This is a genomic window from Streptomyces sp. NPDC126499 (assembly GCF_040302485.1).
Lineage (GTDB): Bacteria > Actinomycetota > Actinomycetes > Streptomycetales > Streptomycetaceae > Streptomyces.
Genome location: NZ_JBEOUO010000004.1, coordinates 184155 through 205550, shown reverse-complemented (window position 1 = coordinate 205550; position 21396 = coordinate 184155). Strand labels below are relative to the sequence as shown.

Below are 21396 nucleotides of genomic sequence, written 5' to 3'. Positions count from 1 at the left end.
AACCGGGCCGCTGGTCATGCTTCTTGAGTTGTGGCCGAGGTCAGCCGGCCAGTCGCCGGGTCGCCTCGTCGAGGCGCTCGGCGATGGTGCCGTCGATGACCTCGTCGCCGACCCGCACCGAGATCCCGCCGAGGACCGTGGGGTCCACGTCCAGGTTCAGGTGCATCTGGCGGCCGTACAGCTTGGCCAGCACGGCGCCGAGGCGCTGCTTCTGCCCGTCGCTGAGCGGCACCGCCGAGGTGACGACGGCGACCATCCGGTCGCGGCGCGCCGCGGCGAGCTTGGACAGGGACTCGAGTCCCGCTTCCAGGCTACGTCCCCGGGGCTGCGTCACGAGACGGACGACCAGTCGCTCGGTGACGGGGTTGGCCTTGCCGCCGAGCAGGCTGCGCAGCAGCTCGCCCTTGGCGGAGGCCTTCGCGGCCTTGTCCGTCAGCGCCGAGCGGAGCTCGGTGCTGGAGGAGACGATCCGGCCGAAGCGGAACAGCTCGTCCTCGACGTCGTCGAGGGCGCCCGCCTTCTGGGCGGCGGTGAGGTCGGCGGTGTTCGCCAGCTCCTCGACCGCGTCGACCAGGTCGCGCGACTGCGACCAGCGGGAACGGACCATTCCGGAGACCAGGTCGACGGTCTCGCCGCCCACCTGACCGGACAGGAGTCGCTGGGCGAGCGTGGCCTTGGCCTCGCCCGCCTGCGCCGGGTCGGTCAGGACCCGACGCAGCGACACCTCGCGGTCGAGCAGCGCGGTGACGGCAGCCAGCTCGCCCGCGAGCTTGCCCGCATCCACCGACGTGTTGTCGGTCAGCGCGTCGAGGGCCTCGCGTGCGGCGCCCAGTGCCTCGCGGCTCGCTCCGTTCATCGGACGGCCTCGGCCTTCTCCTCGAGCTCGTCGAGGAAGCGGTCGATGGTGCGGCTCTGGCGGGCGTGGTCCTCGAGGGCCTCGCCGACCAGCTTCGCGGCCAGGTCGGTGGCGAGCTTGCCCACGTCCTGACGCAGTGCGGCGGACGCGGCCTTGCGGTCGGCCTCGATCTGGGCGTGACCGGCCGCGATGATCTCCTCGCGCTGGCGCTGGCCTTCCGCCTTCATCTCCTGGATGATCGCGGTGCCCTGCTCCGTCGCCTCCTGGCGGAGACGCGCGGCCTCGTGGCGGGCCTCGGCGAGCTGAGCCTTGTACTGCTCCAGCACACTCTGAGCCTCGATCTGGGCCGACTCGGCCTTCTCGATGCCACCCTCGATGGCCTCGCGGCGCTCTTCCAGAACCTTGTTGATGTTCGGGAGAAGCTTCTTGGCGAGGAAGCCGAAGACGATGACGAAGGCGATCAGGCCGATGACGAGCTCGTCGAGATGCGGGATGAGCGGAGGCTGCTCCTCCGCCGCTGCCGCAAGAAGCAGAGCGTTCACATCAGTGCCTTCCGTAAAAAGGTATGGGCTGTCGGTCCGGCTTACTTGTAGACGAAGCCCATGACGATGCCGATGAGGGCGAGCGCCTCACAGAACGCGAAACCCATGATCTGGTTGGTACGGATCAGGCCGGCCGCCTCGGGCTGACGGGCGAGGGCCTGGGTGCCGTTACCGAAGATGATGCCGACGCCGACGCCCGGGCCGATGGCCGCGAGGCCGTAACCGATGGAGGCGACGTTTCCGTTGACGGCGGCGAGAGTCTCGAGAGCGGACATGCCGGTTCTTCCTTCTCTTTCAAGGACCCGGTGGGGGTTGGCCACCGGACGACTGTTGGTAAGGGGGGTGGTGCTGCTGCCGGGCCGGCTCAGTGGTGCTCGGAGAGCGCGCCCTGGACGTAGCTGCAGGCCAGGAGGACGAAGACGTACGCCTGGACAGCCTGGATGAAGAGCTCGAAGGCGGTCATGATGATGACCATCACGAACGAGGCGCCGGCGTAGACGAAGCCCAGGCCGTTCATGAGGTACCAGGTGGCCAGGGAGAACATCACGATGAGCAGGTGACCGGCGAACATGTTCGCGAACAGTCGGACCGCGTGCGTGAAGGGCCGGATGAGCAGGTTCGAGAAGAACTCGAGGACGACGACCAGGGGAAGGATCGGGCCGAGCGACTTGTCGTAGCCGGTGATGTTCTTCCAGCCGCCGACGAAGCCGTGCTTCTTGAAGGTCAGCGAGATCCAGAGCACGTAGACGATCAGCGCGAGGGCCGCCGGGAAGGCGATCAGCGAGGTGACCGGGAACTGCGCGAGCGGGATGATGGACCAGAGGTTCATGATCCACACGAAGAAGAACAGGGACACCATCAGCGGGACGTACTTCTCGCCGTCCTTCTTGCCGATGATCTCGTAGACGATGCCGCGGCGCACGAAGTCGTAGCCGGCCTCACCGACCATCTGCATCTTGCCGGGGATCAGCTTGGGCTTGTTGAAAGCGGCCCAGAAGAAGCCGACGACCACGATCGAACCCAGGATCGCGAGCAGCATCGGCTTCGTGAAGTCGAAGCCGCCCGCGGAGAAGATGGGCTCGTACATGAACGTGTGCAGGCCCGGCGCCGGGAAGCCGCATCCAGTGAAGATGTGGCAATCCGGGTCGAAGGCAAGCGTCTGGTCAGCACTCACCGCGGGCTCCTTCAGCGTGGCGCATAGGTACGGCAACCTCGTTGTGTCGGCGCGGCACGCAGCCGCGGGTCGGCACTGGACTGGTCTTACGGATAAGGGGGCGGCGGTTCGGCATCGAGCCTCGCGCTGGGACAGGCGCCGCTTCGGATGCCCGCGCCCGCAGTGCCGCAGTTGGCACCGGACGATAGCAGGAAGCCGAACGCGCCTTTATCCCGGCCCTACCCTTCACGACTTCGGCCCCGTGTTCTCGGGGTCGACGTACATGATCTTGGCCTTCATGTAGGCCCGGGCCTGGGCGGCGACCCACACGATGGTCGTAGCGAGCAGCGTGAAGGCGAAGGCCTTGAAGTCGAACGCCGAGGTGTCCTTCAGCAAGGCCAGGAAGAGGAAGAGGACCAGCAGCTGGGCCGTGTAGAGCATCAGTCCCATGGCCTGGAACAGCTGCGGAAGCTTCTTCGCCGTCCGCTGCAGAACCACCAGCCCGATGCCCATGAAGAGGATCACGACCGCGGTGCCGATGACGGCGCCGAGCGCGCCCTTGCCACCGGCGACCACACCGCTGACGACCGTGGCGATGGCGCCGACGGCTGCGGTGGGCACGGCGGTGTGCAGCAGGGTGCGTGCGTCGTTGGACGGCATGGCGGTGTCTCCGCTTGCTGGAGGGGGCGATGGTGTCGTCATGGACGAGCGTAAGCCCGGTCCGAGGTGGGTCTCGGGGCCAAGGAACCGTCGCACTACGGTCCTTCGGCTCTGTCGCCGGGTCTCGTGAACCGTATCACAAACTATTTGAATAGGTCTTTACCCAGAGGGTGTGCCAACTGTCACACGTGAGAGCTAGTGCGCGCGTGTGTGCAGGACAGCGGGGCGTCTTGTCTGGTATTGGCGCCGACTGGGGCTTTCGTCAACCCCGCGCCCCGGCCTTACTCCGGTCGGAGAACCGCGAACGGTGACCGATGGCGGTCGCCCCGTTGACCCCGGCGGGCACGGGCACCCGCTCCTCCTCCGGCTCCGACGCCGGCCCCGACGGCTCGACGGCACCCCCGGCCGGCGCCGTGCGCCCACGGCGCCGGTAGCGCGGCGGGACGACCGCCTCCGCCCAGCGCGGGGCGCGCGGCGAGAACCGCGGCAGCAGGAGCAGCACCAGGCCGACGGCGCTCAGGAAGACGACCGAGAGGACGATCCACATCGACGTCGAGTGGACCGAGTAGGCCAGCGTCCCGAAGGCGATCAGCGCCGACCAGAAGTACATGATCAGCACCGCGCGGCTGTGCGAGTGCCCGATCTCCAGGAGCCGGTGGTGCAGGTGCCCCCGGTCCGCGGCAAACGGCGACTGGCCCTTCCACGTGCGGCGCACGATCGCGAGCACCAGGTCGGCCATCGGGATCGCGATGATGGTCAGCGGCAGCACCAGCGGGATGAAGACCGGCAGGGCGGCGTGGGTGGCCGCCTTCGTCGAGCCCTCGAAGATCTTCAGGGCGTCCGGGTCGACCTGCCCCGTGATGGAGATGGCCGAGGCGGCCAGGATCAGACCGATCAGCATCGAGCCCGAGTCGCCCATGAAGATCCGCGCCGGGTGCATGTTGTGCGGCAGGAAGCCCAGGCACATGCCCATGAGGATCGCGGCGAAGAGGGTCGCGGGCGCGGCCGCCTCGATCGTGTAGCCGAACCAGATCCGGTACGCGTAGAGGAAGAAGGCGGCGGCGGCGATGCACACCATGCCGGCGGCCAGGCCGTCCAGTCCGTCGACGAAGTTCACGGCGTTGATGGTGAGCACCACCAGGGCGACGGTGAGCAGCGTGCCCTGCCACTGGGTGAGGGCGACCGTGCCGACGCCGGGGATCGGCAGCCACAGGATCGTCAGACCCTGGATCACCATCACGCCGGCGGAGATCATCTGCGCGCCCAGCTTGATCAGGGCGTCCAGCTCGAACTTGTCGTCCAGGACGCCGATCAGCCAGATCAGGGCGGCGCCGGAGAGCAGCGCGCGGGGCTCGTTGGACAGCTCGAAGACGCTGTTGAGGTTCTGCAGGTGGTCGGCGACCAGGAGGCCCGCGCACAGCCCGAAGAACATGGCGATGCCACCGAGCCGCGGAGTCGGTTCTCGGTGCACGTCGCGGGCGCGGATCTCCGGCATCGCCCCGGTCGCGATGGCGAACTTCCGCACCGGACCGGTCAGCAGATAGGTCACCGCGGCCGTGACACAGAGCGTCAGCAGGTAATCACGCACGGGCTGCCCCACAGGAATCGCTGGCCATCTCAGCCCCACACCCTAGCCGGGCCGTCCCCATGGTCGAGGACACCGGCAGCGCGCGAACGGTTCCCAGGGGCGCCCGGAGGGCCTTCGCGGGGCCCTGACGGGGCCTGGAGGCGGCTTCGGAAGCGACCTCTCCCGCGGCCCCGTTCACCGCCCGTACGGGGGGCCGTACGGAGGAAACCGCCCCGCGAGCTCGCGTGCCTCCGCCCGCACCCTGGCCGTCTCCTCCGGGTCGTCCCGCAGCGCGGCGCCGAACAGCGCGGCGATCCTCGCCATCTCCGCAGCGCCCATCCCCTGCGTGGTGACGGCGGCGGTGCCGAGCCGGATGCCGCGCCCGTCGCCGTACGGCAGCGCGCAGGTGTCGAGCACGATGCCGGCGGCGGCGAGCCGGGCGCGGGCGGTGCGGCCCTCGACGCCGAGCGGGGCCGGGTCGGCGGTGATGAGGTGGGTGTCCGTGCCGCCGGTGGTCGGGGCGAAGCCCTCGGTGGCGAGGGCGTCGGCGAGGACGCGGGCGTTGTCGACCACCCGATGGGCGTACGCGGAGAAGGCCGGGGTGGCCGCCTCGCCGAAGGCCACCGCCTTGGCCGCGATCGTGTGCATCTGCGCGCCGCCCTGCGAGAACGGGAACACGGCCCGGTCCACCTGCTGCGCGAGCTCCGCCCCGCACAGCAGGAGGCCGCCGCGCGGACCGCGCAGCACCTTGTGGGTGGTGCCGCAGACGATGTCGGCGTACGGGACGGGGCTCGGGGCCGCGCCGCCGGCGACCAGGCCGAGCGGGTGGGCGGCGTCCGCGATGAGATAGGCGCCCACCTCGTCGGCGATCGTCCGGAAGATCGCGTAGTCGAGGTGGCGGGGATAGGAGATCGACCCGCAGACGATCGCCTTCGGCCGGTGGTGCCGGGCGAGGGCGGCGACCTGTTCGTAGTCGACGAGGCCGGTCTCGGCGTCGACGCCGTACGGGACGAAGTCGAACCAGCGGCCCGAGAAGTTCGCGGGCGAGCCGTGCGTGAGGTGCCCGCCGTACGCGAGCCCCATCGCGAGCACGGTGTCCCCGGGCCGCAGCAGCGCGGCGTACGCGGCCAGCACGGCGGAGGACCCGGAATGCGCCTGTACGTTCGCGTGCTCGGCCCCGAACAGCGCCTTGGCCCGGTCGACGGCGATCCGCTCGGCCGCGTCGGCGTACTCGCACCCGCCGTGGTACCGGGCTCCCGGGTAGCCCTCGGCGTACTTGTTGGCCAGCCGCGAGCCGAGCGCGGCCAGCACCGCCCGCGAGGTGAAGTTCTCGGCGGCGATCAGCTGCAGCCCGTCCCCCTGCCGCCGCGCCTCCCCGAGCAGCACGTCGGCGACTTCGGGGTCCTGCCGACGCAGCACGTCGAGCTCGTCTTCGGGGGGCGCGGTGACCGGCATGGGGCACTCCGTACGGTGAGGAGCATGGCCAGAAAACCACTGTAGACACGCCGCCCCCCCGGCCGCTCCCCCACTGCGCCAAGTGGCCTCTACCGCTTGGCCGGCACCCCCGTCAGCGCCGTCACCACGGGATCGAGCGCCTGCTGGATCTCGTCGCCGATGGAGCGGAAGAAGGTGATCGGCGCCCCGTACGGGTCGTTGACCTCGTCCGCCTCCGCCGACGGGGCCAGGAGCCACCCGCGTAGAGCGGCGGCGGCGCGGACCAGGGCCCGGGCGCGGTCGACGGTGCCGCCCTCGCCCATCGGGTCGGGGAGCGTGGCCGGATCTATCGCACGGACGAGGCGGGTGAACTCCTTCAGGGTGAAGGTGCGCAGGCCCGCCGAGTGGCCCATCGAGATGACCTGGGCGCGGTGGTCACGGGTCGCGGTGAGGACCAGGTCGGCGCGGATGACGTGCTCGTCGAGGAGCTCGCGGCCCACGAAGCCGGTGTAGTCGGCGCCGATCTCCGCGAGGACGAGCTCCGCGTTGGTCTCCATGGGAGCGCCCTCGTGGCCCCACGTGCCCGCGCTCTCCACGATCAGGCCGCCGCCCAGGGGGTCGCCGAGGCGGTCGATCAGGGCATGGCGGGTCAGCCGCTCGGTGATCGGCGAGCGGCAGACGTTGCCGGTGCTGACGTGGAGGATGCGGAAAGTACTGCCGTCGTGCTCGTGCCCCGCTATGCCACGCCCCTCAGGGGCGGTCAATTGGACACCTCGAGGTCGGGTACCACCTTCCGGAGCTCCTCCGCCGACAGCGCGCCCTCGCGCAGCAGCACCGGCACCTTGCCCGTGACGTCGACGATCGACGAGGGCACGTTGCCGGGCGTGGGGCCGCCGTCGAGGTAGACGGAGACGGAGTCCCCGAGCATGCCCTGCGCCGCGTCGCAGTCCTCCGGCGCCGGGTGACCGCTCAGGTTCGCCGAGGAGACCGCCATCGGGCCGACCTCCGTGAGCAGTTCGATCGCGACCGGGTGCAGCGGCATCCGGATGGCGACGGTGCCGCGGGTGTCGCCCAGGTCCCACTGCAGCGAGGGCTGGTGGCGGGCGACCAGGGTCAGCGCCCCCGGCCAGAACGCGTCGACGAGCTCCCACGCCTGCTCGGAGAAGTCCGTGACGAGCCCGTGCAGCGTGTTCGGGGAGCCGATCAGGACGGGCGTCGGCATGTTCCGCCCGCGCCCCTTGGCCGCGAGCAGGTCCGCGACGGCCTCCGAGCCGAAGGCGTCCGCCCCGAGCCCGTACACCGTGTCGGTGGGGAGCACGACCAGCTCGCCGCGGCGTACGGCGGACGCGGCCTCACGCAGACCCGTCGCCCGGTCCGTCGCCTCGTTGCAGTCGTATCGCCGAGCCATCAGTCCCGGTCCTCCTCGTACACGTCGTCGTCCATGGTCATGGGGTGGCCTTGCGCGCCGTCGCGAACCGCGGCCGGTTGTTGAGGTCGGGGTGGTCGGCGGCGTCCGCCCAGCCGGCCTCCTCGTTGAAGATCCACGGCACCTGGCCGCCCTGGGTGTCCGCGTGCTCGACGACGACGAGCCCGCCCGGCCGCAGCAGCCGGTGCGCGGTGCGCTCGATGCCCCGGATGGTGTCGAGGCCGTCCTCGCCGGAGAACAGGGCCATCTCGGGGTCGTGGTCGCGGGCCTCGGGCGCCACGTACTCCCACTCGGTGAGCGGGATGTACGGCGGGTTGGAGATGACCAGGTCGACCTGGCCGTCGAGCTCCGGCAGCGCGGTCAGCGCGTCGCCCTGGTGGACGGTGACGCGCGAGCCCTCGGCGTTCTTCCGGGTCCACACGAGCGCGTCGTCGGAGAGCTCCACGGCGTGCACGCGCGAGCGCGGCACCTCCTGCGCCATGGCGAGCGCGATGGCGCCGGAGCCGGTGCACAGGTCGACGATCAGCGGCTCGACGACGTCCATGGCCCGTACGGCGTCTATCGCCCAGCCGACCACGGACTCGGTCTCGGGGCGCGGCACGAAGACGCCGGGACCGACCTGGAGCTCCAGGTAGCGGAAGAACGCCCGGCCGGTGATGTGCTGGAGCGGCTCGCGCGCCTCGCGGCGGGCGATGGCCTCCCAGTAGCGGGCGTCGAAGTCCGCGTCCTTGACGTTGTGCAGCTCCCCCCGCTTGACGCCGTGCACGAACGCGGCGAGCTCCTCGGCGTCGAAACGCGGTGAGGGAACGCCGGCGTCGGCCAGCCGCTGGGTGGCCTGGGCCACCTCGGCAAGCAGCAGGTTCACGCTGGTCCTCCGTGGTGCGGGGTGCGGGGTGGGGCTTGGGGCGGCCCGGCGCGCCGGGCCGACGCGGGCCGGACGCGCGGGGGCCTTGCGCGCGGGCCTTACGAGCCGGCCATCTTGGCCGCCGCGTCGGCGTCCACGCAGGCCTGGATGACCGCGTCGAGCTCGCCGTCGAGCACCTGGTCCAAGTTGTACGCCTTGAAGCCGACGCGGTGGTCCGAGATGCGGTTCTCCGGATAGTTGTACGTACGGATCTTCTCGGAGCGGTCGACGGTGCGGACCTGGCTGCGGCGGGCGTCGGCGGCCTCGGCCTCGGCCTTCTCCTGCGCGGCGGCCAGCAGCCGGGAGCGCAGGATGCGCATGGCCTGCTCCTTGTTCTGGAGCTGGCTCTTCTCGTTCTGGCAGGAGGCGACGATGCCGGTCGGCAGGTGGGTGATGCGGACGGCGGAGTCGGTCGTGTTGACGGACTGGCCGCCGGGGCCGGACGAGCGGTAGACGTCGATGCGCAGGTCGTTGGCGTGGATCTCGACCTCGACCTCCTCGGCCTCGGGCGTGACGAGCACACCGGCGGCGGAGGTGTGGATGCGGCCCTGCGACTCGGTGGCGGGCACGCGCTGCACGCGGTGCACACCGCCCTCGTACTTCAGTCGCGCCCAGACGCCCTGGCCGGGCTCGGTGGCCCCGTTGCCGCCCTTGGTCTTCACGGCGACCTGGACGTCCTTGTAGCCGCCGAGCTCGGACTCGGTGGCGTCGATGATCTCGGTCTTCCAGCCGACGCGCTCGGCGTAGCGCAGGTACATCCGCAGCAGGTCGCCGGCGAAGAGGGCGGACTCGTCGCCGCCGGCGCCGGCCTTGATCTCCAGGATGACGTCCTTGTCGTCGCTGGGGTCGCGCGGGACGAGCAGCAGCCGCAGCCGGTCGGTCAGCTCCTCGCGCTGCTTCTCCAGCTCCTTCACCTCGGCGGCGAAGTCCGGGTCGTCGTGCGCCAGCTCGCGGGCGGTCTCGATGTCGTCACCGGTCTGCTTCCAGGAGCGGTAGGTGGCGACGATCGGGGTCAGCTCGGCGTACCGCTTGTTCAGCTTGCGCGCGTTGGCCTGGTCGGCGTGGACCGAAGGATCGGCGAGCTTCTTCTCGAGGTCGGCGTGTTCGCCGACCAGTTCCTCGACCGCCTCGAACATCGGGGGCTCCTGGTTTTCGTAAGTTGCTACGGGACGGCAAAGCGCCGGTCCCGGCCGCCCCGCGCGGGGGCAGCCGAAGACCGGCGCAGTGGCTCGCTACTTGGCGGAGCCGGCAGCCTTGCCGAAGCGGGCCTCGAAGCGGGCCACGCGGCCACCGGTGTCGAGGATCTTCTGCTTGCCCGTGTAGAACGGGTGGCACTCGGAGCAGACCTCGGCACGGATGGTGCCCTCGGTCAGGGTGCTACGGGTGGTGAACGACGCGCCGCAGGTGCAGCTGACCTGGGTCTCGACGTACTCGGGGTGGATCTCGCGCTTCAAGGTGTCTCCTAGTTTCGGGAGGGCTCCGGGTCGCGGTGCGGGATGCACCTGCGTGAACCGGGGCCGACGTACCAGTCTGCCAGGACCGGCCGCATCTCCCAAAACCGGGGTCGGGCCAGAACTATTCCCGGGCGTTTCCCGACCGCTCCCGGTCGGCCCCGGTCTGCTTCACGACGCCTTCGGCCTTGCCGGTGGCCGTGTCCTTCACGGCGGACGCGGGGATCGGGCGGTCGGCCTTGAGGGCCTTCCAGACCTGGCGTCCCTGGGCCGCGAGGGGCACCACCCGGTTGGGGTCGAGGGGGTCGTACTCGACCGGCAGCGTGATCATGTGGACGTCGTCGGCGCCGAGTCCGGACAGGCCCCTGGCGAAGGCCGTCAGCTCGTTCACCGAGTCGAGCTCGGAGTCGGGCGTGATGGCCTTGGTGGCGGTGTCGGCGAGGTCGAGCAGCGTCTTGGGGTTCGTGAGGACGCCGACGCTCTTCACCCGGTCGATGAAGGCCTTCATGAAGGCTTGCTGGAGCTGGATGCGGCCGAGGTCGCTGCCGTCGCCGACGCCCTTGCGGGTGCGGACCAGGCCGAGGGACTGCTCGCCGTCGAGGGTGTGGGTGCCGGGGGCGAGGTCGAGGTGGCTCTTGGAGTCCCGGATGGCCCGGGTGGTGGTGATCTCGACGCCGCCGAGCTCGTCGACGAGCTTGGTGAAGCCGGTGAAGTCGACCTCGATGTAGTGGTCCATGCGGATGCCGGACATCGCCTCGACGGTCTTCACGGCGCAGGCGGGGCCGCCGACCTCGTACGCCGTGTTGAACATGGCCCGGTGCGCGGCGGGGACGGCGGCCCCCTTGCCGTCGGTGCACCGCGGGCGGTCGACGAGGGTGTCGCGCGGGATGGAGACCACGGAGGCCCGCTTGTGGCCCTCGTGGACGTGGACGACCATCGCGGTGTCGGAGCGGGCGGTGCCTTCGTCCCTGCCGTACGCGCCGTTGGCGCCGGAGCGGGAATCGGAGCCGAGGACGAGGATGTCCATCGAGCCGTCGTCGACGTCCTCGGGGCGGTCCTTGCCGAGCTGGGCGTTGATGTCGACGCCCTGGAGGTTGCCGTTGAGCCGGTGGTAGGCGTAGCCGAGTGCCGAGCCGCCGGCGAGGACGAGCACGGCGCCGCCCCAGGCGGCGGCGGCCGCGGCGCGGCGGCCCCTGGCGGGCGCCTTGCGGCGGCGGCCGGGGCCGCGCCCGGCTATCCGGCCGCTCTTCTTCTGCTCGCTCATCGTCTTCCCCTCGGGCCTGTGGTTCACCTTGTGTGACGGAGAACCGGCCGAAAGGGTTGCATATGAGCCTGTGAGGTTTCGGTGAGCGACGACACGTCACGCGAAGGCCCCGAACGCACCGCGCCCACCGTGCGGGCACGGTGGGCGCGGTGGTGGTCCCGGGCTTACTCCCGGGAGACGGCGTCGGCGTCAGTCGTTGTTGGCGCCGGGCGTCGTCTTCTGGATCTGGAGCAGGAACTCGGCGTTCGACTTCGTCTGCTTCATCTTGTCGAGCAGCAGCTCGATCGCCTGCTGCTGGTCGAGCGCGTGCAGCACCCGGCGCAGCTTCCAGGTGATGGAGAGCTCGTCGCTGCCGAGCAGGATCTCCTCCTTGCGCGTACCCGAGGCGTCGACGTCGACGGCCGGGAAGATGCGCTTGTCGGCGAGCTTCCGGTCGAGCTTGAGCTCCATGTTGCCGGTGCCCTTGAACTCCTCGAAGATCACCTCGTCCATGCGCGAGCCGGTGTCGACCAGCGCGGTGGCCAGGATGGTCAGCGAGCCGCCGTCCTCGATGTTGCGCGCGGCACCGAAGAAGCGCTTCGGCGGGTAGAGCGCGGTCGAGTCGACACCACCGGACAGGATGCGGCCGGAGGCGGGCGCCGCGAGGTTGTACGCGCGGCCCAGGCGGGTGATGGAGTCCAGCAGGACGACCACGTCGTGACCCAGCTCCACGAGGCGCTTGGCGCGCTCGATGGCCAGCTCGGCGACGGTGGTGTGGTCCTCGGCCGGGCGGTCGAAGGTCGAGGAGATGACCTCGCCCTTGACCGACCGCTGCATGTCGGTGACCTCTTCCGGACGCTCGTCGACCAGGACGACCATCAGGTGGCACTCGGGGTTGTTGTGGGTGATCGCGTTGGCGATCGCCTGCATGATCATGGTCTTGCCGGTCTTCGGCGGGGCCACGATCAGACCGCGCTGGCCCTTGCCGATCGGCGACACGAGGTCGATGATCCGCGTGGTCAGCACGCCCGGGTCGGTCTCCAGACGGAGGCGGTCCTGCGGGTAGAGCGGGGTGAGCTTGTTGAACTCGGGGCGGCCGCGGCCGGACTCCGGCGCCATGCCGTTGACCGAGTCGAGGCGCACCAGCGCGTTGAACTTCTCGCGGCGCTCGCCCTCCTTCGGCTGGCGCACGGCACCGGTGACGTGGTCGCCCTTGCGCAGGCCGCTCTTGCGGACCTGGGCGAGGGAGACGTACACGTCGTTCGGGCCGGGCAGGTAGCCGGAGGTCCGGATGAACGCGTAGTTGTCGAGGATGTCGAGGATGCCCGCGACCGGGATCAGGACGTCGTCCTCGGAGACCTGCGGCTCGCCGGCCTGGAAGTCGTCACGGCCGCGACGGCCACGGCGGTCGCGGTAGCGCCCGCGCCGGCCGCGACGGCCGCCCGCCTCGTCGTCGTAACCGTCGTCCTGCGGACCGGCCTGCTGGCCGCCCTGCGGCTGGCCCTGGCCCTGGCCCTGGCGCTCCTTGCGCTGGCCGCCCTGGCCGCCGCCCTGCTGGTCGTCGCCCTTGCCGCGGTCGCGCTGGCGGTCCCGGCGGTCGCGGCGGTCACCGCGCTCGCCCCGCTCACCGCGGTCGCGGTCGCGGTCGCGGCGGCCGCGGCCCTCGGCGGTGTCGGTGGCGGCGTCGGCCTTGGCGTCCGTCTGCGTGTCGGTACGGGCCTCGGTACGGGTCTCGGGGCGCGCCTCGGTCTTGACGGCCTGGGCGGCCTCGGCCTTGACCTCGCCCTCCGGCGAACCGGCGGGGGCGGTGGCGCGACGGCGGCGGCGCTCGCCGGCCGGGGCGTCGTCGGAGGCCGGCTGGCCCGGGATCTCGATCTGCTGCTGGGCGACCGGCTCGGCCTTCTCGGCCTTCGGCGCGGCCTCGGCGGCGGTCTCGCCCGTACGGGCCTTGGAGGTGGCGCGGCGCTTCGGCTTGGCCTCGGCGTCGTCGGCCGACTTGGCGGGCGCGGCGGCTCCCCCTACGCCTTCGGCGTGGGAGGTACCCCCACCTCCGGCCTGCGCCTCCTTGATGACCTCGATCAGCTGGCTCTTGCGCATGCGCGCGGTGCCCCTGATGCCGAGGCCGGACGCGACCTGCTGCAGCTCGGCCAGGACCATGCCCTCGAGGCCGGTGCCGGAGCGGCGGCGCCGTGCGGTGGTGCCAGTGGCAGCACCTGCGGCGGGCGCGGCGGTGTCGACACTGTTGTCGGCAGTCACGCCCATCAGATCGGTGGTGTCGCTCACGAAGGGTCCTTCCCTGGAGCGGACGTCGGCCATCTGGCTCGGCGACCGGTTGTGCTGTCCGACAGCGGTCCAGTCTTTGGGTGGTCCGTGTCGGGGCGGTGGTCCCGCCGGGTACGGCGGAAGAGAGAAAACGTGCTGTGGGTCCGGCCCGAGCGCCCCCTGCTCGGCCCTCACCAGGAGAAGAGCGAGGGGTGTCGTGCCGGTTCCGGAGCGTGCTCGAAACTGCTCAGGCAGGCTGCTCAGGCAGTGGAGGAGGCTCCCGGAAGAATGGGTGGTCCCTGATGGGGACTCTCAGCACCGCGCCACAAAGACGTCGGGTGCAGACTTGAGGTTAACACTACCGGCTCCAACAAACATTCCCCCTCTCCGTCACCGGCAATCTCGTGTCCGCGCGGTCCCCGGCTCGAGAACCGCGCGGTCGCCCGTCAGGGCGCGAGCGGCAGGACGCTCGCTCCGGGCCCGTCGAGGTCGAGCCGGTTCGCGGCCCACCCCTCGCCCGCGAGCTGGGCGACCTTGTCGGCCGTTCCGTGTTCGGCCAGCGCGAGGACCGTGGGGCCCGCGCCGGAGATGACCGCGGGCACTCCGTCCGCCCGCAGCCGGTTCACAAGAGCGATGCTCTCGGGCATCGCGGGTGCCCGGTACTCCTGGTGCAGCCGGTCCTCGGTGGCCGCGAGCAGCAGCTCGGGGCGGCGGGTCAGGGCCTCGACGAGGAGGGCGGCACGGCCGGCGTTGGCCGCGGCGTCCACGTGGGGGACGGTGCGCGGCAGCAGTCCGCGGGCGGTCTCGGTCAGTACGGGTTTCCCGGGGACGAAAACCACCGGAACGATGGAATGCGAGGGCTCCATCCTGATGGCGCGCGCGGCGCCGCCCTCGGTCCAGGCGAGCGTGAAGCCGCCGAGCAGACAGGCGGCGACGTTGTCGGGGTGGCCCTCGATCTCGGTGGCCAGTTCGAGCAGGGCCGTCTCGTCGAGACGGGCGTCGCCGCCTATGGTCACGGCGCGGGCGGCGACGATGCCGGCGCAGATGGCGGCGGAGGAGGAGCCGAGGCCGCGGCCGTGCGGGATGCGGTTGGCGCAGACCACCTCGAGGCCGCGCGGCTGTCCGCCGAGCAGGTCGAAGGCCGTGCGCATCGAGCGGACGAGCAGGTGGCTCTCGTCGCGCGGCAGGTTGTCGGCGCCCTCTCCGGCGATGTCGATGTGCAGCCCGGAGTCGGCGACCCGGACGACGACGTCGTCGTAGAGCCCCAGCGACAGGCCGAAGGCGTCGAAGCCGGGGCCGAGATTGGCGCTGGTGGCGGGAACGCGCACCCGTACGGCGGCGGCGCGGAAGGCGGGACCGGCCATCGCTCGATGACTCTCCTTGACTTGCGGGGATGGTGCGGAGGAACTGGGGAAGTCACGCGGGAACCCGGGGGCCGCGAGCGCCTCTGGCGCGACAACGGCAACGCCACCGCGCATATGCGACGGGGCGGGTTCGGTACAGCCTATCGAAGGAAGGTTCAGTGGCGACATAGGGCGCACAGGAGGCGCACGATGCGTGTCGCGCGCCAGCCTGTGCGCCTATGTGGGTTCCTGATCGGGTTTGACCCGCGATCAGGAACCCGCGAACAGCTGGTTCCGGCCGTTTTTCAGGCCGTTCTCGGGCTGCTTTCGGAGGGCGGCCGGGCGACGACCGGACGGCGGCCGGGCTGGGCCGGAGCGGGCTGGGACCGGGCGACGACCGGACGGCGACCGGACGGCAGCCCGTCCGCGGTCGGACTGCGGCCCGTCCGCGGCCGGTCTGCGGTCGGACCGGGCCGATCCGTGACCGGACCCGCGCCCGGACCGCTGTCAGGCCAGGCCGAGGCGCTCGGCGGCGGCAGCGGCGTCGACCGGGACGGTGACCGGCTGCGGAGCACCCGCGACGGCCCAGTCCGGGTCCTTGAGGCCGTTGCCGGTGACCGTGCAGACGATGGTCTGGCCCGGGTCGACCTTGCCCTGCGCGGCGGCCTTCAGCAGACCGGCCACCGACGCGGCCGAGGCCGGCTCGACGAAGACGCCCTCCTGCGCGGCCAACAGGCGGTAGGCCTGCAGGATCTCACGGTCCGTCACCTCGTCGATGAAGCCGCCCGACTCGTCGCGCGCGGCGAGCGCGTACTGCCAGGAGGCCGGGTTGCCGATCCGGATCGCGGTGGCGATGGTCGACGGGTCCTTGACGACCTCGCCGCGCACGAGCGGCGCGGAACCGGAGGCCTGGAAGCCCCACATGCGCGGGGTGCGGGTGGCGATGCCGTCCGCCGCGTATTCGCGGTAGCCCTTCCAGTACGCCGTGATGTTGCCGGCGTTGCCGACCGGCAGGACGTGGATGTCGGGGGCGTCGCCGAGCATGTCCACGATCTCGAAGGCGGCGGTCTTCTGGCCCTCGATACGGACCGGGTTCACCGAATTGACCAGCGCCACCGGGTAGTTCTCGGAAAGGCCGCGGGCCAGGGTGAGGCAGTCGTCGAAGTTGCCGTCGACCTGGAGGATCTGCGCGCCGTGCACGAGGGCCTGGCCCATCTTGCCGAGCGCGATCTTGCCCTGCGGCACGAGGACGGCGGACACCATGCCGGCCCGTACCGCGTAGGCCGCGGCCGAGGCGGAGGTGTTGCCGGTGGAGGCGCAGATGACGGCCTGCGCGCCCTCCTCCTTGGCCTTGGAGATGGCCATGGTCATGCCCCGGTCCTTGAAGGAGCCGGTGGGGTTGGCGCCCTCGACCTTCAGGTGGACCTCGCAGCCCGTGCGCTCGGAGAGGACCTGGGCCGGGACGAGCGGCGTACCGCCCTCACGAAGCGTGACGACCGGCGTCGCGTCCGTGACCGGAAGGCGGTCCCGGTACTCCTCGATGATGCCGCGCCACTGGTGGGTGCCCTTGGTGGTCATGGGTCCTTACTCCCCTTCAACACGCATGATGCTGGCGACACCGCGCACGGTGTCGAGCTTGCGCAGCGCCTCGACGGTCCCGGAGAGGGCGGCGTCGGGCGCGCGGTGGGTGACGACGACGAGGGAGGCCTCGCCGTCCTTGCCCGTCTGACGGACGGTGTCGATCGACACGCCGTGCTCGGCGAAGACCGTCGCGACCTGGGCGAGGACGCCCGGCTTGTCGGCCACGTCGAGGCTGATGTGGTACCGCGTGACGACCTCGCCCATGGGGCTCACGGGCAGTCGGGTGTACGCGGACTCGCCGGGGCCCGTCGCCTCGTTGAGACGGTTGCGGCAGACGGCGACGAGGTCGCCGAGTACGGCGGACGCGGTCGGCGAGCCGCCGGCGCCCGGTCCGTAGAACATGAGCCGCCCGGCGGCCTCCGCCTCGACGAAGACGGCGTTGTACGCCTCGCGGACCGAGGCGAGCGGGTGGCTGAGCGGGATCATCGCGGGGTGCACGCGCGCGGTGACGGACTCGCCGTCGGCGGCCCGCTCGCAGATGGCGAGCAGCTTGATGGTGCAGCCCATCTGCTTGGCGGAGGCGAAGTCGGCGGCGGTGACCTCGGTCATGCCCTCGCGGTAGACGTCGTCGAGCCTCACGCGCGTGTGGAAGGCGATCCCGGCGAGGATGGCGGCCTTGGCGGCGGCGTCGAAGCCCTCGACGTCGGCGGTCGGGTCGGCCTCGGCGTAGCCGAGCGCGGTGGCCTCGTCGAGGGCCTCGGAGTAGCCCGCCCCCGAGGTGTCCATCTTGTCGAGGATGAAGTTCGTCGTGCCGTTGACGATGCCCATCACGCGGTTGATCTTGTCGCCGGCGAGGGACTCGCGCAGCGGCCGGATGAGCGGGATGGCGCCGGCGACCGCGGCCTCGTAGTAGAGGTCCTGGCCGTGCTGCTCGGCGGCGGCGTACAGGGTCGCGCCGTCCTGGGCGAGCAGCGCCTTGTTGGCGGAGACGACGGAGGCGCCGTGCTCGAACGCGGTGGTGATGAGGGTGCGGGCCGGCTCGATGCCGCCGATGACCTCGACGACGACGTCGATGTCGCCGCGTTTGACCAGGGCGGTCGCGTCGGTGGTGATCAGCTCGGCGGGGACCCCGCCGCGGACCTTGTCGGGCCGGCGGACGGCCACGCCGGCGAGCTCGACCGGCGCGCCGATGCGCGCGGCGAGGTCGTCGGCGTGCGTCGTCATGATGCGCGCCACCTCTGAGCCGACCACTCCACAGCCCAGCAGCGCCACCTTCAGCGGACGCGTACGCATCATCCGACCTCGTTTCTCATTACCTTCTGAGCCGTATTTCTACGGTCGTGTCCTTACGGTGGAACCAGTCTCACCCACCGGATGGCCGTTTCCGGCCTCGGTCCGGATGATGAGACATGAATTCCACCACTCGACTATTCCGGCAGGGGCCTCGGCCCCCGCCGGACTATTTCGTCATCCGACGTCCAGACGCAGGAGATCTTCCTCCGTCTCCCGTCGCACGATGACCCGCGCCTCGCCGTCCCGGACGGCGACGACCGGCGGCCGGAGCGCGTGGTTGTAGTTGCTGGCCATCGAGCGGCAGTACGCGCCGGTGGCCGGTACGGCGATCAGGTCGCCGGGCGCCACGTCGGCGGGCAGGAACGCGTCCCGTACGACGATGTCACCGCTCTCGCAGTGCTTGCCCACCACCCGGGAGAGCATCGGCTCGGCGTCGCTGGTCCGGGAGACCAGGGCGACGCTGTACTCGGCGTCGTACAGGGCGGTGCGGATGTTGTCCGACATGCCGCCGTCGACGGAGACGTACGTCCGCAGCCCCTCCAGCGGCTTGACCGTGCCCACCTCGTACAGGGTGAAGGCGGTCGGCCCGACGATGGCGCGGCCGGGCTCGACGGAGATGCGCGGGGTGCGCAGGCCGGCGGCCTCGCACTCGCGCGTGACGATCTCGGTCAGCGCCTTGGCGATGTGGTGCGGCTCACGGGGGTCGTCCTCGGAGGTGTACGCGATGCCGAGACCGCCGCCGAGGTCGATCTCGGGCAGCTCGACGCCGTGCTCGTCGCGGACCTCGGCGAGCAGCTGGACGACGCGCCGGGCGGACACCTCGAAGCCGGCCATGTCGAAGATCTGCGACCCGATGTGGGAGTGGATGCCGATGAGCTCGAGCCCGTCGAGGGAGAGCGCCCGGCGGACGGCCTCCGCGGCCTGCCCGCCGGCCAGGGCGATGCCGAACTTCTGGTCCTCGTGCGCGGTGGCGATGAACTCGTGCGTGTGCGCCTCGACGCCGACGGTCACCCTGATCTGTACGCGCTGCCGCTTGCCGAGGGACTGGGCGATGTGGGCGACGCGGACGATCTCCTGGAAGGAGTCGAGGACGATCCGCCCGACCCCGGCGCTGACGGCCTTGTGGATCTCTTCCGTGGACTTGTTGTTGCCGTGGAAGGCGATGCGCTCGGCGGGCATGCCGGCCGAGAGGGCGGTGGTGAGCTCGCCGCCGGAGCAGACGTCGAGGTTGAGCCCCTCCTCCGTGAGCCAGCGCACGACGGCCCGGGAGAGGAACGCCTTGCCCGCGTAGAAGACGTCGGCGTCCTTGCCGAAGGCCTCGGCCCAGGCGCGGCAGCGCGAGCGGAAGTCGTCCTCGTCGAGGAAGTAGGCGGGCGTACCGAACTCCTCGGCGAGCTCGGTGACGCTCAGGCCGCCGACGGTGACCTGCCCCCGCTCGTTGCGCCGGACGGTACGCGCCCACACCTTGGGGTCGAGGCGGTTGAGGTCGGCGGGCGGCGCGGTGTAGTGCCCCTCGGGAAGGACGTCGGCGTGGCGGGGCCCGGCGGGGTGTGCGGAACGGCTCATGGGTCTGCGTCTTTCAGATCTGGTCGGGTGCGCTGATGCCGAGCAGGGACAGGCCACCGGCGAGCACCGTCCCGGCGGCTTCGGCGAGCGCGAGCCGGGAGCGGTGGGCGGCCGAGGGTTTCTCGTCGCCGAGGGGCAGAACGGTGTGCTGGAACGCGAGGAGCGCGTCGGCGACGGCTTCCAGGTGCCGTGCGACCCGGTCGGGGGCGCGGTGGCGGGCCGCGGAGAGCAGGACGGCGGGGTGATCGCCGAGGAGGGAGAGGAGCCGGGGCTCGTCGAGGGGCTCGTCGTAGGCGGGGGCGAAGCCGAGCTGGGCGGCGTTACGACTCAGGGCCCGCGCGCGGGAGTGGGCGTACCGGACCCGGAAGAGCGGATTGCGCTCGTGCTGGACGAGGAGGGGCGCGCCGGGCAGGGCCTGGTCGTGGGCGGCCGGCCGCAGGAGCGCCCAGCGGGCGGCGTCGGTGCCGAGGGCGTACGGCTCGTAGGCGCCGGGCAGAACGGGGATCGGCTCCCCGTCCACGTGGGCCGCGGCGTCGGCCCCCTGTACCTGCAGCAGCCGGACGACGGTCTCGGTGAACAGCGCGGCGCGGGGCTCGGTAGCGGTACGGAGCCGGACGCGGGTGCCGGCGAGGGCGTCGGAGTGCCCGTAGGAGAGCCCGTCGGTGCGGATCTGCCGGACGAGCCGGGCGTCGGTGTCGCGCGCGAGGGTGAAGTTGAGGAAGCCGGGGCCGGTGATGTCGATCCGGGCGATGGCGGCGGGGCCGGCGGCGGCGTGGTCGGCGGGCCGGGCGGTGGGGGCGGGGCCGGCGGCGGCCTGGTCGTCGGGCCGGTCCTTGAGGGTGGCCTCTCTCTGGAGGGTGGCCTCTCTCTGGAGGGTGGCCTCTCTGAGGATGACTTCCCTGAGGATGGCGGCGACGTCCCGGGCATCCATCCCGGCGGGCCGGGCGAGCCCGAGGGCGATGCTGCTGGCGTAGTCGCCGACCCCTCCGGCCCGCGGCCGCTCGACCTTGACCCGCGCGGGCACATCGACCGGCAGCGCACCCTCGTCGACCGCACGGCGCACGGCGTGCAGCACGGTGAGGGAGAGGTCCGCGGGGGTCACGGGACCAGCCTAGGGGAGGAGGGGGGTCGGAACGCGAACCGGTTTCGACATGTGGGCGGGGGCGCGCGCCCGGCGGGGTGGCGAGGACCGGTGAGGGCGCGGCGTGCACCCGGCGGGACGGCGAGGGCCGGTGAGGGCGCGGCGTGCACCCGGCGGGACGGCGAGGGCCGCAGGGATTCGCCAGGCGGCCGGCCGGAAGGACAAAGGCCCCGTGGTGAGCCCCCGCTACGGATTCGTCCGCCGCCCGGCCCCGTTCTGCGCCCCCTCCACTGCGGGCGGCTCCTCGGCGTCACCGCCACCGGTCTCTTCGCGGGGCTCGCGCCGCTCCCGGTGCAGGAGCTGCCGCACGACACGGACGAGCTCGGCCGGCTCGAAGGGCTTGGCGAGGAAGGCGTCGACCCCGGAAGCTCCCCCGCCATCCGCCCCGTACTCGGTGCAGGCGCTGATGATCGCCACGGGCAGATGCCGCGTCCGCGGATCCTCCCGCAACCGCGCGGCGGTCTTCAGCCCGTCAAGGCGGGGCATGACGACATCGAGGGTGACGACATCGGGACAGACCTCGTGCACGACATCCAGACACTCGGCACCATCGGCCGCGGTCACCACCTCGAAGCCCTCGAGCTCGAGATTGACCCTGATCAGCTGACGGATCACCCGGTTGTCATCCACAACCAGCACCCGCCCGGACACCCCTGACACACGTCGAGAGTAGGTCGCGGGGAGCGGCCGCGTCCGGCTTTTGCCCACTTCTGACCCGTGCGAGCGAACCACCCTCCCGTCACGCGACGGAAATACCTGTTCACAGGCACCCTCCGGGAGCTGGTAGTGTTCTACCCGTCGCCGCCGAACGCGGCAACGCCCCCGTAGCTCAGGGGATAGAGCAACGGCCTCCGGAGCCGTGTGCGCAGGTTCGAATCCTGCCGGGGGCACTTCGCAGGAAGTGCCGAAAGACCCCGTGATCAGCGGAAACGCTGAGGACGGGGTCTTGTCGTATGCGCAGCCGTATGCCGCTC

At 71.4% G+C, this 21396-nt stretch carries 20 protein-coding genes and 1 tRNA gene; 1 reads left to right on the top strand and 20 read right to left on the bottom strand.

What is annotated here, in order from left to right:
* Positions 1-40: 40 nt before the first annotated feature.
* From ABTZ91_RS07665 to ABTZ91_RS07570, 20 genes are all read right to left on the bottom strand, one after another.
* Positions 41-856, bottom strand: a complete 816-nt coding sequence (locus ABTZ91_RS07665; protein ID WP_352076212.1) for a F0F1 ATP synthase subunit delta — start codon at positions 854-856, stop codon at positions 41-43.
* Positions 853-1398, bottom strand: a complete 546-nt coding sequence (locus tag ABTZ91_RS07660) for a F0F1 ATP synthase subunit B (RefSeq protein WP_345485616.1) — start codon at positions 1396-1398, stop codon at positions 853-855. The genes ABTZ91_RS07665 and ABTZ91_RS07660 overlap by 4 nt, the downstream gene beginning before the upstream one ends.
* A 41-nt stretch (positions 1399-1439) precedes the next feature.
* Positions 1440-1673, bottom strand: a complete 234-nt coding sequence (gene atpE / locus ABTZ91_RS07655) for an ATP synthase F0 subunit C (RefSeq protein WP_010474382.1) — start codon at positions 1671-1673, stop codon at positions 1440-1442.
* Positions 1674-1762: 89 nt separating this feature from the next.
* Positions 1763-2572 carry a F0F1 ATP synthase subunit A gene (atpB, locus tag ABTZ91_RS07650; protein WP_352076211.1) on the bottom strand — a complete coding sequence of 270 codons (810 nt, stop codon included), beginning with the start codon at positions 2570-2572 and terminating at the stop codon, positions 1763-1765.
* Between the two features lie 225 nt (positions 2573-2797).
* On the bottom strand, positions 2798-3211 hold the full coding sequence (locus tag ABTZ91_RS07645; RefSeq protein ID WP_352076210.1) for a hypothetical protein: 414 nt from the start codon (positions 3209-3211) through the stop codon (positions 2798-2800).
* A gap of 262 nt (positions 3212-3473) precedes the next feature.
* Positions 3474-4799: an MraY family glycosyltransferase gene (locus tag ABTZ91_RS07640; protein WP_352076209.1), complete on the bottom strand. Its 1326-nt coding sequence runs from the start codon at positions 4797-4799 to the stop codon at positions 3474-3476.
* A gap of 174 nt (positions 4800-4973) precedes the next feature.
* Positions 4974-6233: a serine hydroxymethyltransferase gene (gene glyA, locus ABTZ91_RS07635; RefSeq protein ID WP_352076208.1), complete on the bottom strand. Its 1260-nt coding sequence runs from the start codon at positions 6231-6233 to the stop codon at positions 4974-4976.
* Between the two features lie 89 nt (positions 6234-6322).
* Positions 6323-6976: a protein-tyrosine-phosphatase gene (locus tag ABTZ91_RS07630; RefSeq protein WP_352076207.1), complete on the bottom strand. Its 654-nt coding sequence runs from the start codon at positions 6974-6976 to the stop codon at positions 6323-6325.
* Positions 6973-7620 (bottom strand): L-threonylcarbamoyladenylate synthase, encoded by a 648-nt coding sequence (locus ABTZ91_RS07625; protein WP_352076206.1) that lies wholly within the window; start codon positions 7618-7620, stop codon positions 6973-6975. Before ABTZ91_RS07625 ends, ABTZ91_RS07630 begins: the two co-directional genes overlap by 4 nt.
* Positions 7621-7657: 37 nt before the next feature.
* A complete protein-coding gene (gene prmC / locus ABTZ91_RS07620) occupies positions 7658-8503 on the bottom strand; it encodes a peptide chain release factor N(5)-glutamine methyltransferase (protein ID WP_345485624.1) in 846 nt (281 codons plus the stop codon).
* A 98-nt stretch (positions 8504-8601) separates the two neighbouring features.
* Positions 8602-9678: a peptide chain release factor 1 gene (prfA, locus tag ABTZ91_RS07615; RefSeq protein ID WP_345485625.1), complete on the bottom strand. Its 1077-nt coding sequence runs from the start codon at positions 9676-9678 to the stop codon at positions 8602-8604.
* A gap of 96 nt (positions 9679-9774) precedes the next feature.
* Entirely contained in the window at positions 9775-9996 is a 222-nt protein-coding gene (gene rpmE / locus ABTZ91_RS07610; protein WP_015036196.1) for a 50S ribosomal protein L31, read from the bottom strand.
* Between the two features lie 121 nt (positions 9997-10117).
* On the bottom strand, positions 10118-11257 hold the full coding sequence (locus ABTZ91_RS07605) for an LCP family protein (protein WP_352076205.1): 1140 nt from the start codon (positions 11255-11257) through the stop codon (positions 10118-10120).
* Between the two features lie 189 nt (positions 11258-11446).
* Positions 11447-13519 carry a transcription termination factor Rho gene (gene rho / locus ABTZ91_RS07600; protein ID WP_352076204.1) on the bottom strand — a complete coding sequence of 691 codons (2073 nt, stop codon included), beginning with the start codon at positions 13517-13519 and terminating at the stop codon, positions 11447-11449.
* Positions 13520-13944: 425 nt separating this feature from the next.
* Positions 13945-14862, bottom strand: coding sequence for a homoserine kinase (gene thrB, locus ABTZ91_RS07595; RefSeq protein WP_352076203.1), 918 nt, complete (start codon positions 14860-14862; stop codon positions 13945-13947).
* A 486-nt stretch (positions 14863-15348) separates the two neighbouring features.
* Complete coding sequence (thrC, locus tag ABTZ91_RS07590) at positions 15349-16419, bottom strand: threonine synthase (protein WP_352076202.1); 1071 nt, start codon at positions 16417-16419, stop codon at positions 15349-15351.
* Between the two features lie 6 nt (positions 16420-16425).
* Positions 16426-17718: a homoserine dehydrogenase gene (locus ABTZ91_RS07585; RefSeq protein ID WP_352076201.1), complete on the bottom strand. Its 1293-nt coding sequence runs from the start codon at positions 17716-17718 to the stop codon at positions 16426-16428.
* Positions 17719-17889: 171 nt separating this feature from the next.
* Positions 17890-19281 (bottom strand): diaminopimelate decarboxylase, encoded by a 1392-nt coding sequence (gene lysA / locus ABTZ91_RS07580; RefSeq protein WP_352076200.1) that lies wholly within the window; start codon positions 19279-19281, stop codon positions 17890-17892.
* 13 nt (positions 19282-19294) lie between these two features.
* Complete coding sequence (nrtL, locus tag ABTZ91_RS07575; protein WP_352076199.1) at positions 19295-20383, bottom strand: ArgS-related anticodon-binding protein NrtL; 1089 nt, start codon at positions 20381-20383, stop codon at positions 19295-19297.
* A gap of 225 nt (positions 20384-20608) precedes the next feature.
* A complete protein-coding gene (locus ABTZ91_RS07570) occupies positions 20609-21082 on the bottom strand; it encodes a response regulator (RefSeq protein WP_352076198.1) in 474 nt (157 codons plus the stop codon).
* 158 nt (positions 21083-21240) lie between these two features.
* Between ABTZ91_RS07570 and ABTZ91_RS07565 the strand changes: the two genes are divergently transcribed.
* A tRNA-Arg gene (locus ABTZ91_RS07565) sits at positions 21241-21312 on the top strand.
* The last annotated feature ends 84 nt before the right edge of the window (positions 21313-21396 follow it).

Coding starts and splice junctions, on each gene's coding strand:
- thrB (WP_352076203.1), bottom strand. CDS start 14,862: ATGGCCGGTCCCGCCTTCCGCGCCGCCGCCGTACGGGTGCGCGTTCCC.
- atpE (WP_010474382.1), bottom strand. CDS start 1,673: ATGTCCGCTCTCGAGACTCTCGCCGCCGTCAACGGAAACGTCGCCTCC.
- prfA (WP_345485625.1), bottom strand. CDS start 9,678: ATGTTCGAGGCGGTCGAGGAACTGGTCGGCGAACACGCCGACCTCGAG.
- ABTZ91_RS07605 (WP_352076205.1), bottom strand. CDS start 11,257: ATGAGCGAGCAGAAGAAGAGCGGCCGGATAGCCGGGCGCGGCCCCGGC.
- thrC (WP_352076202.1), bottom strand. CDS start 16,419: ATGACCACCAAGGGCACCCACCAGTGGCGCGGCATCATCGAGGAGTAC.
- glyA (WP_352076208.1), bottom strand. CDS start 6,233: ATGCCGGTCACCGCGCCCCCCGAAGACGAGCTCGACGTGCTGCGTCGG.
- ABTZ91_RS07665 (WP_352076212.1), bottom strand. CDS start 856: ATGAACGGAGCGAGCCGCGAGGCACTGGGCGCCGCACGCGAGGCCCTC.
- ABTZ91_RS07585 (WP_352076201.1), bottom strand. CDS start 17,718: ATGATGCGTACGCGTCCGCTGAAGGTGGCGCTGCTGGGCTGTGGAGTG.
- ABTZ91_RS07625 (WP_352076206.1), bottom strand. CDS start 7,620: ATGGCTCGGCGATACGACTGCAACGAGGCGACGGACCGGGCGACGGGT.
- ABTZ91_RS07645 (WP_352076210.1), bottom strand. CDS start 3,211: ATGCCGTCCAACGACGCACGCACCCTGCTGCACACCGCCGTGCCCACC.
- lysA (WP_352076200.1), bottom strand. CDS start 19,281: ATGAGCCGTTCCGCACACCCCGCCGGGCCCCGCCACGCCGACGTCCTT.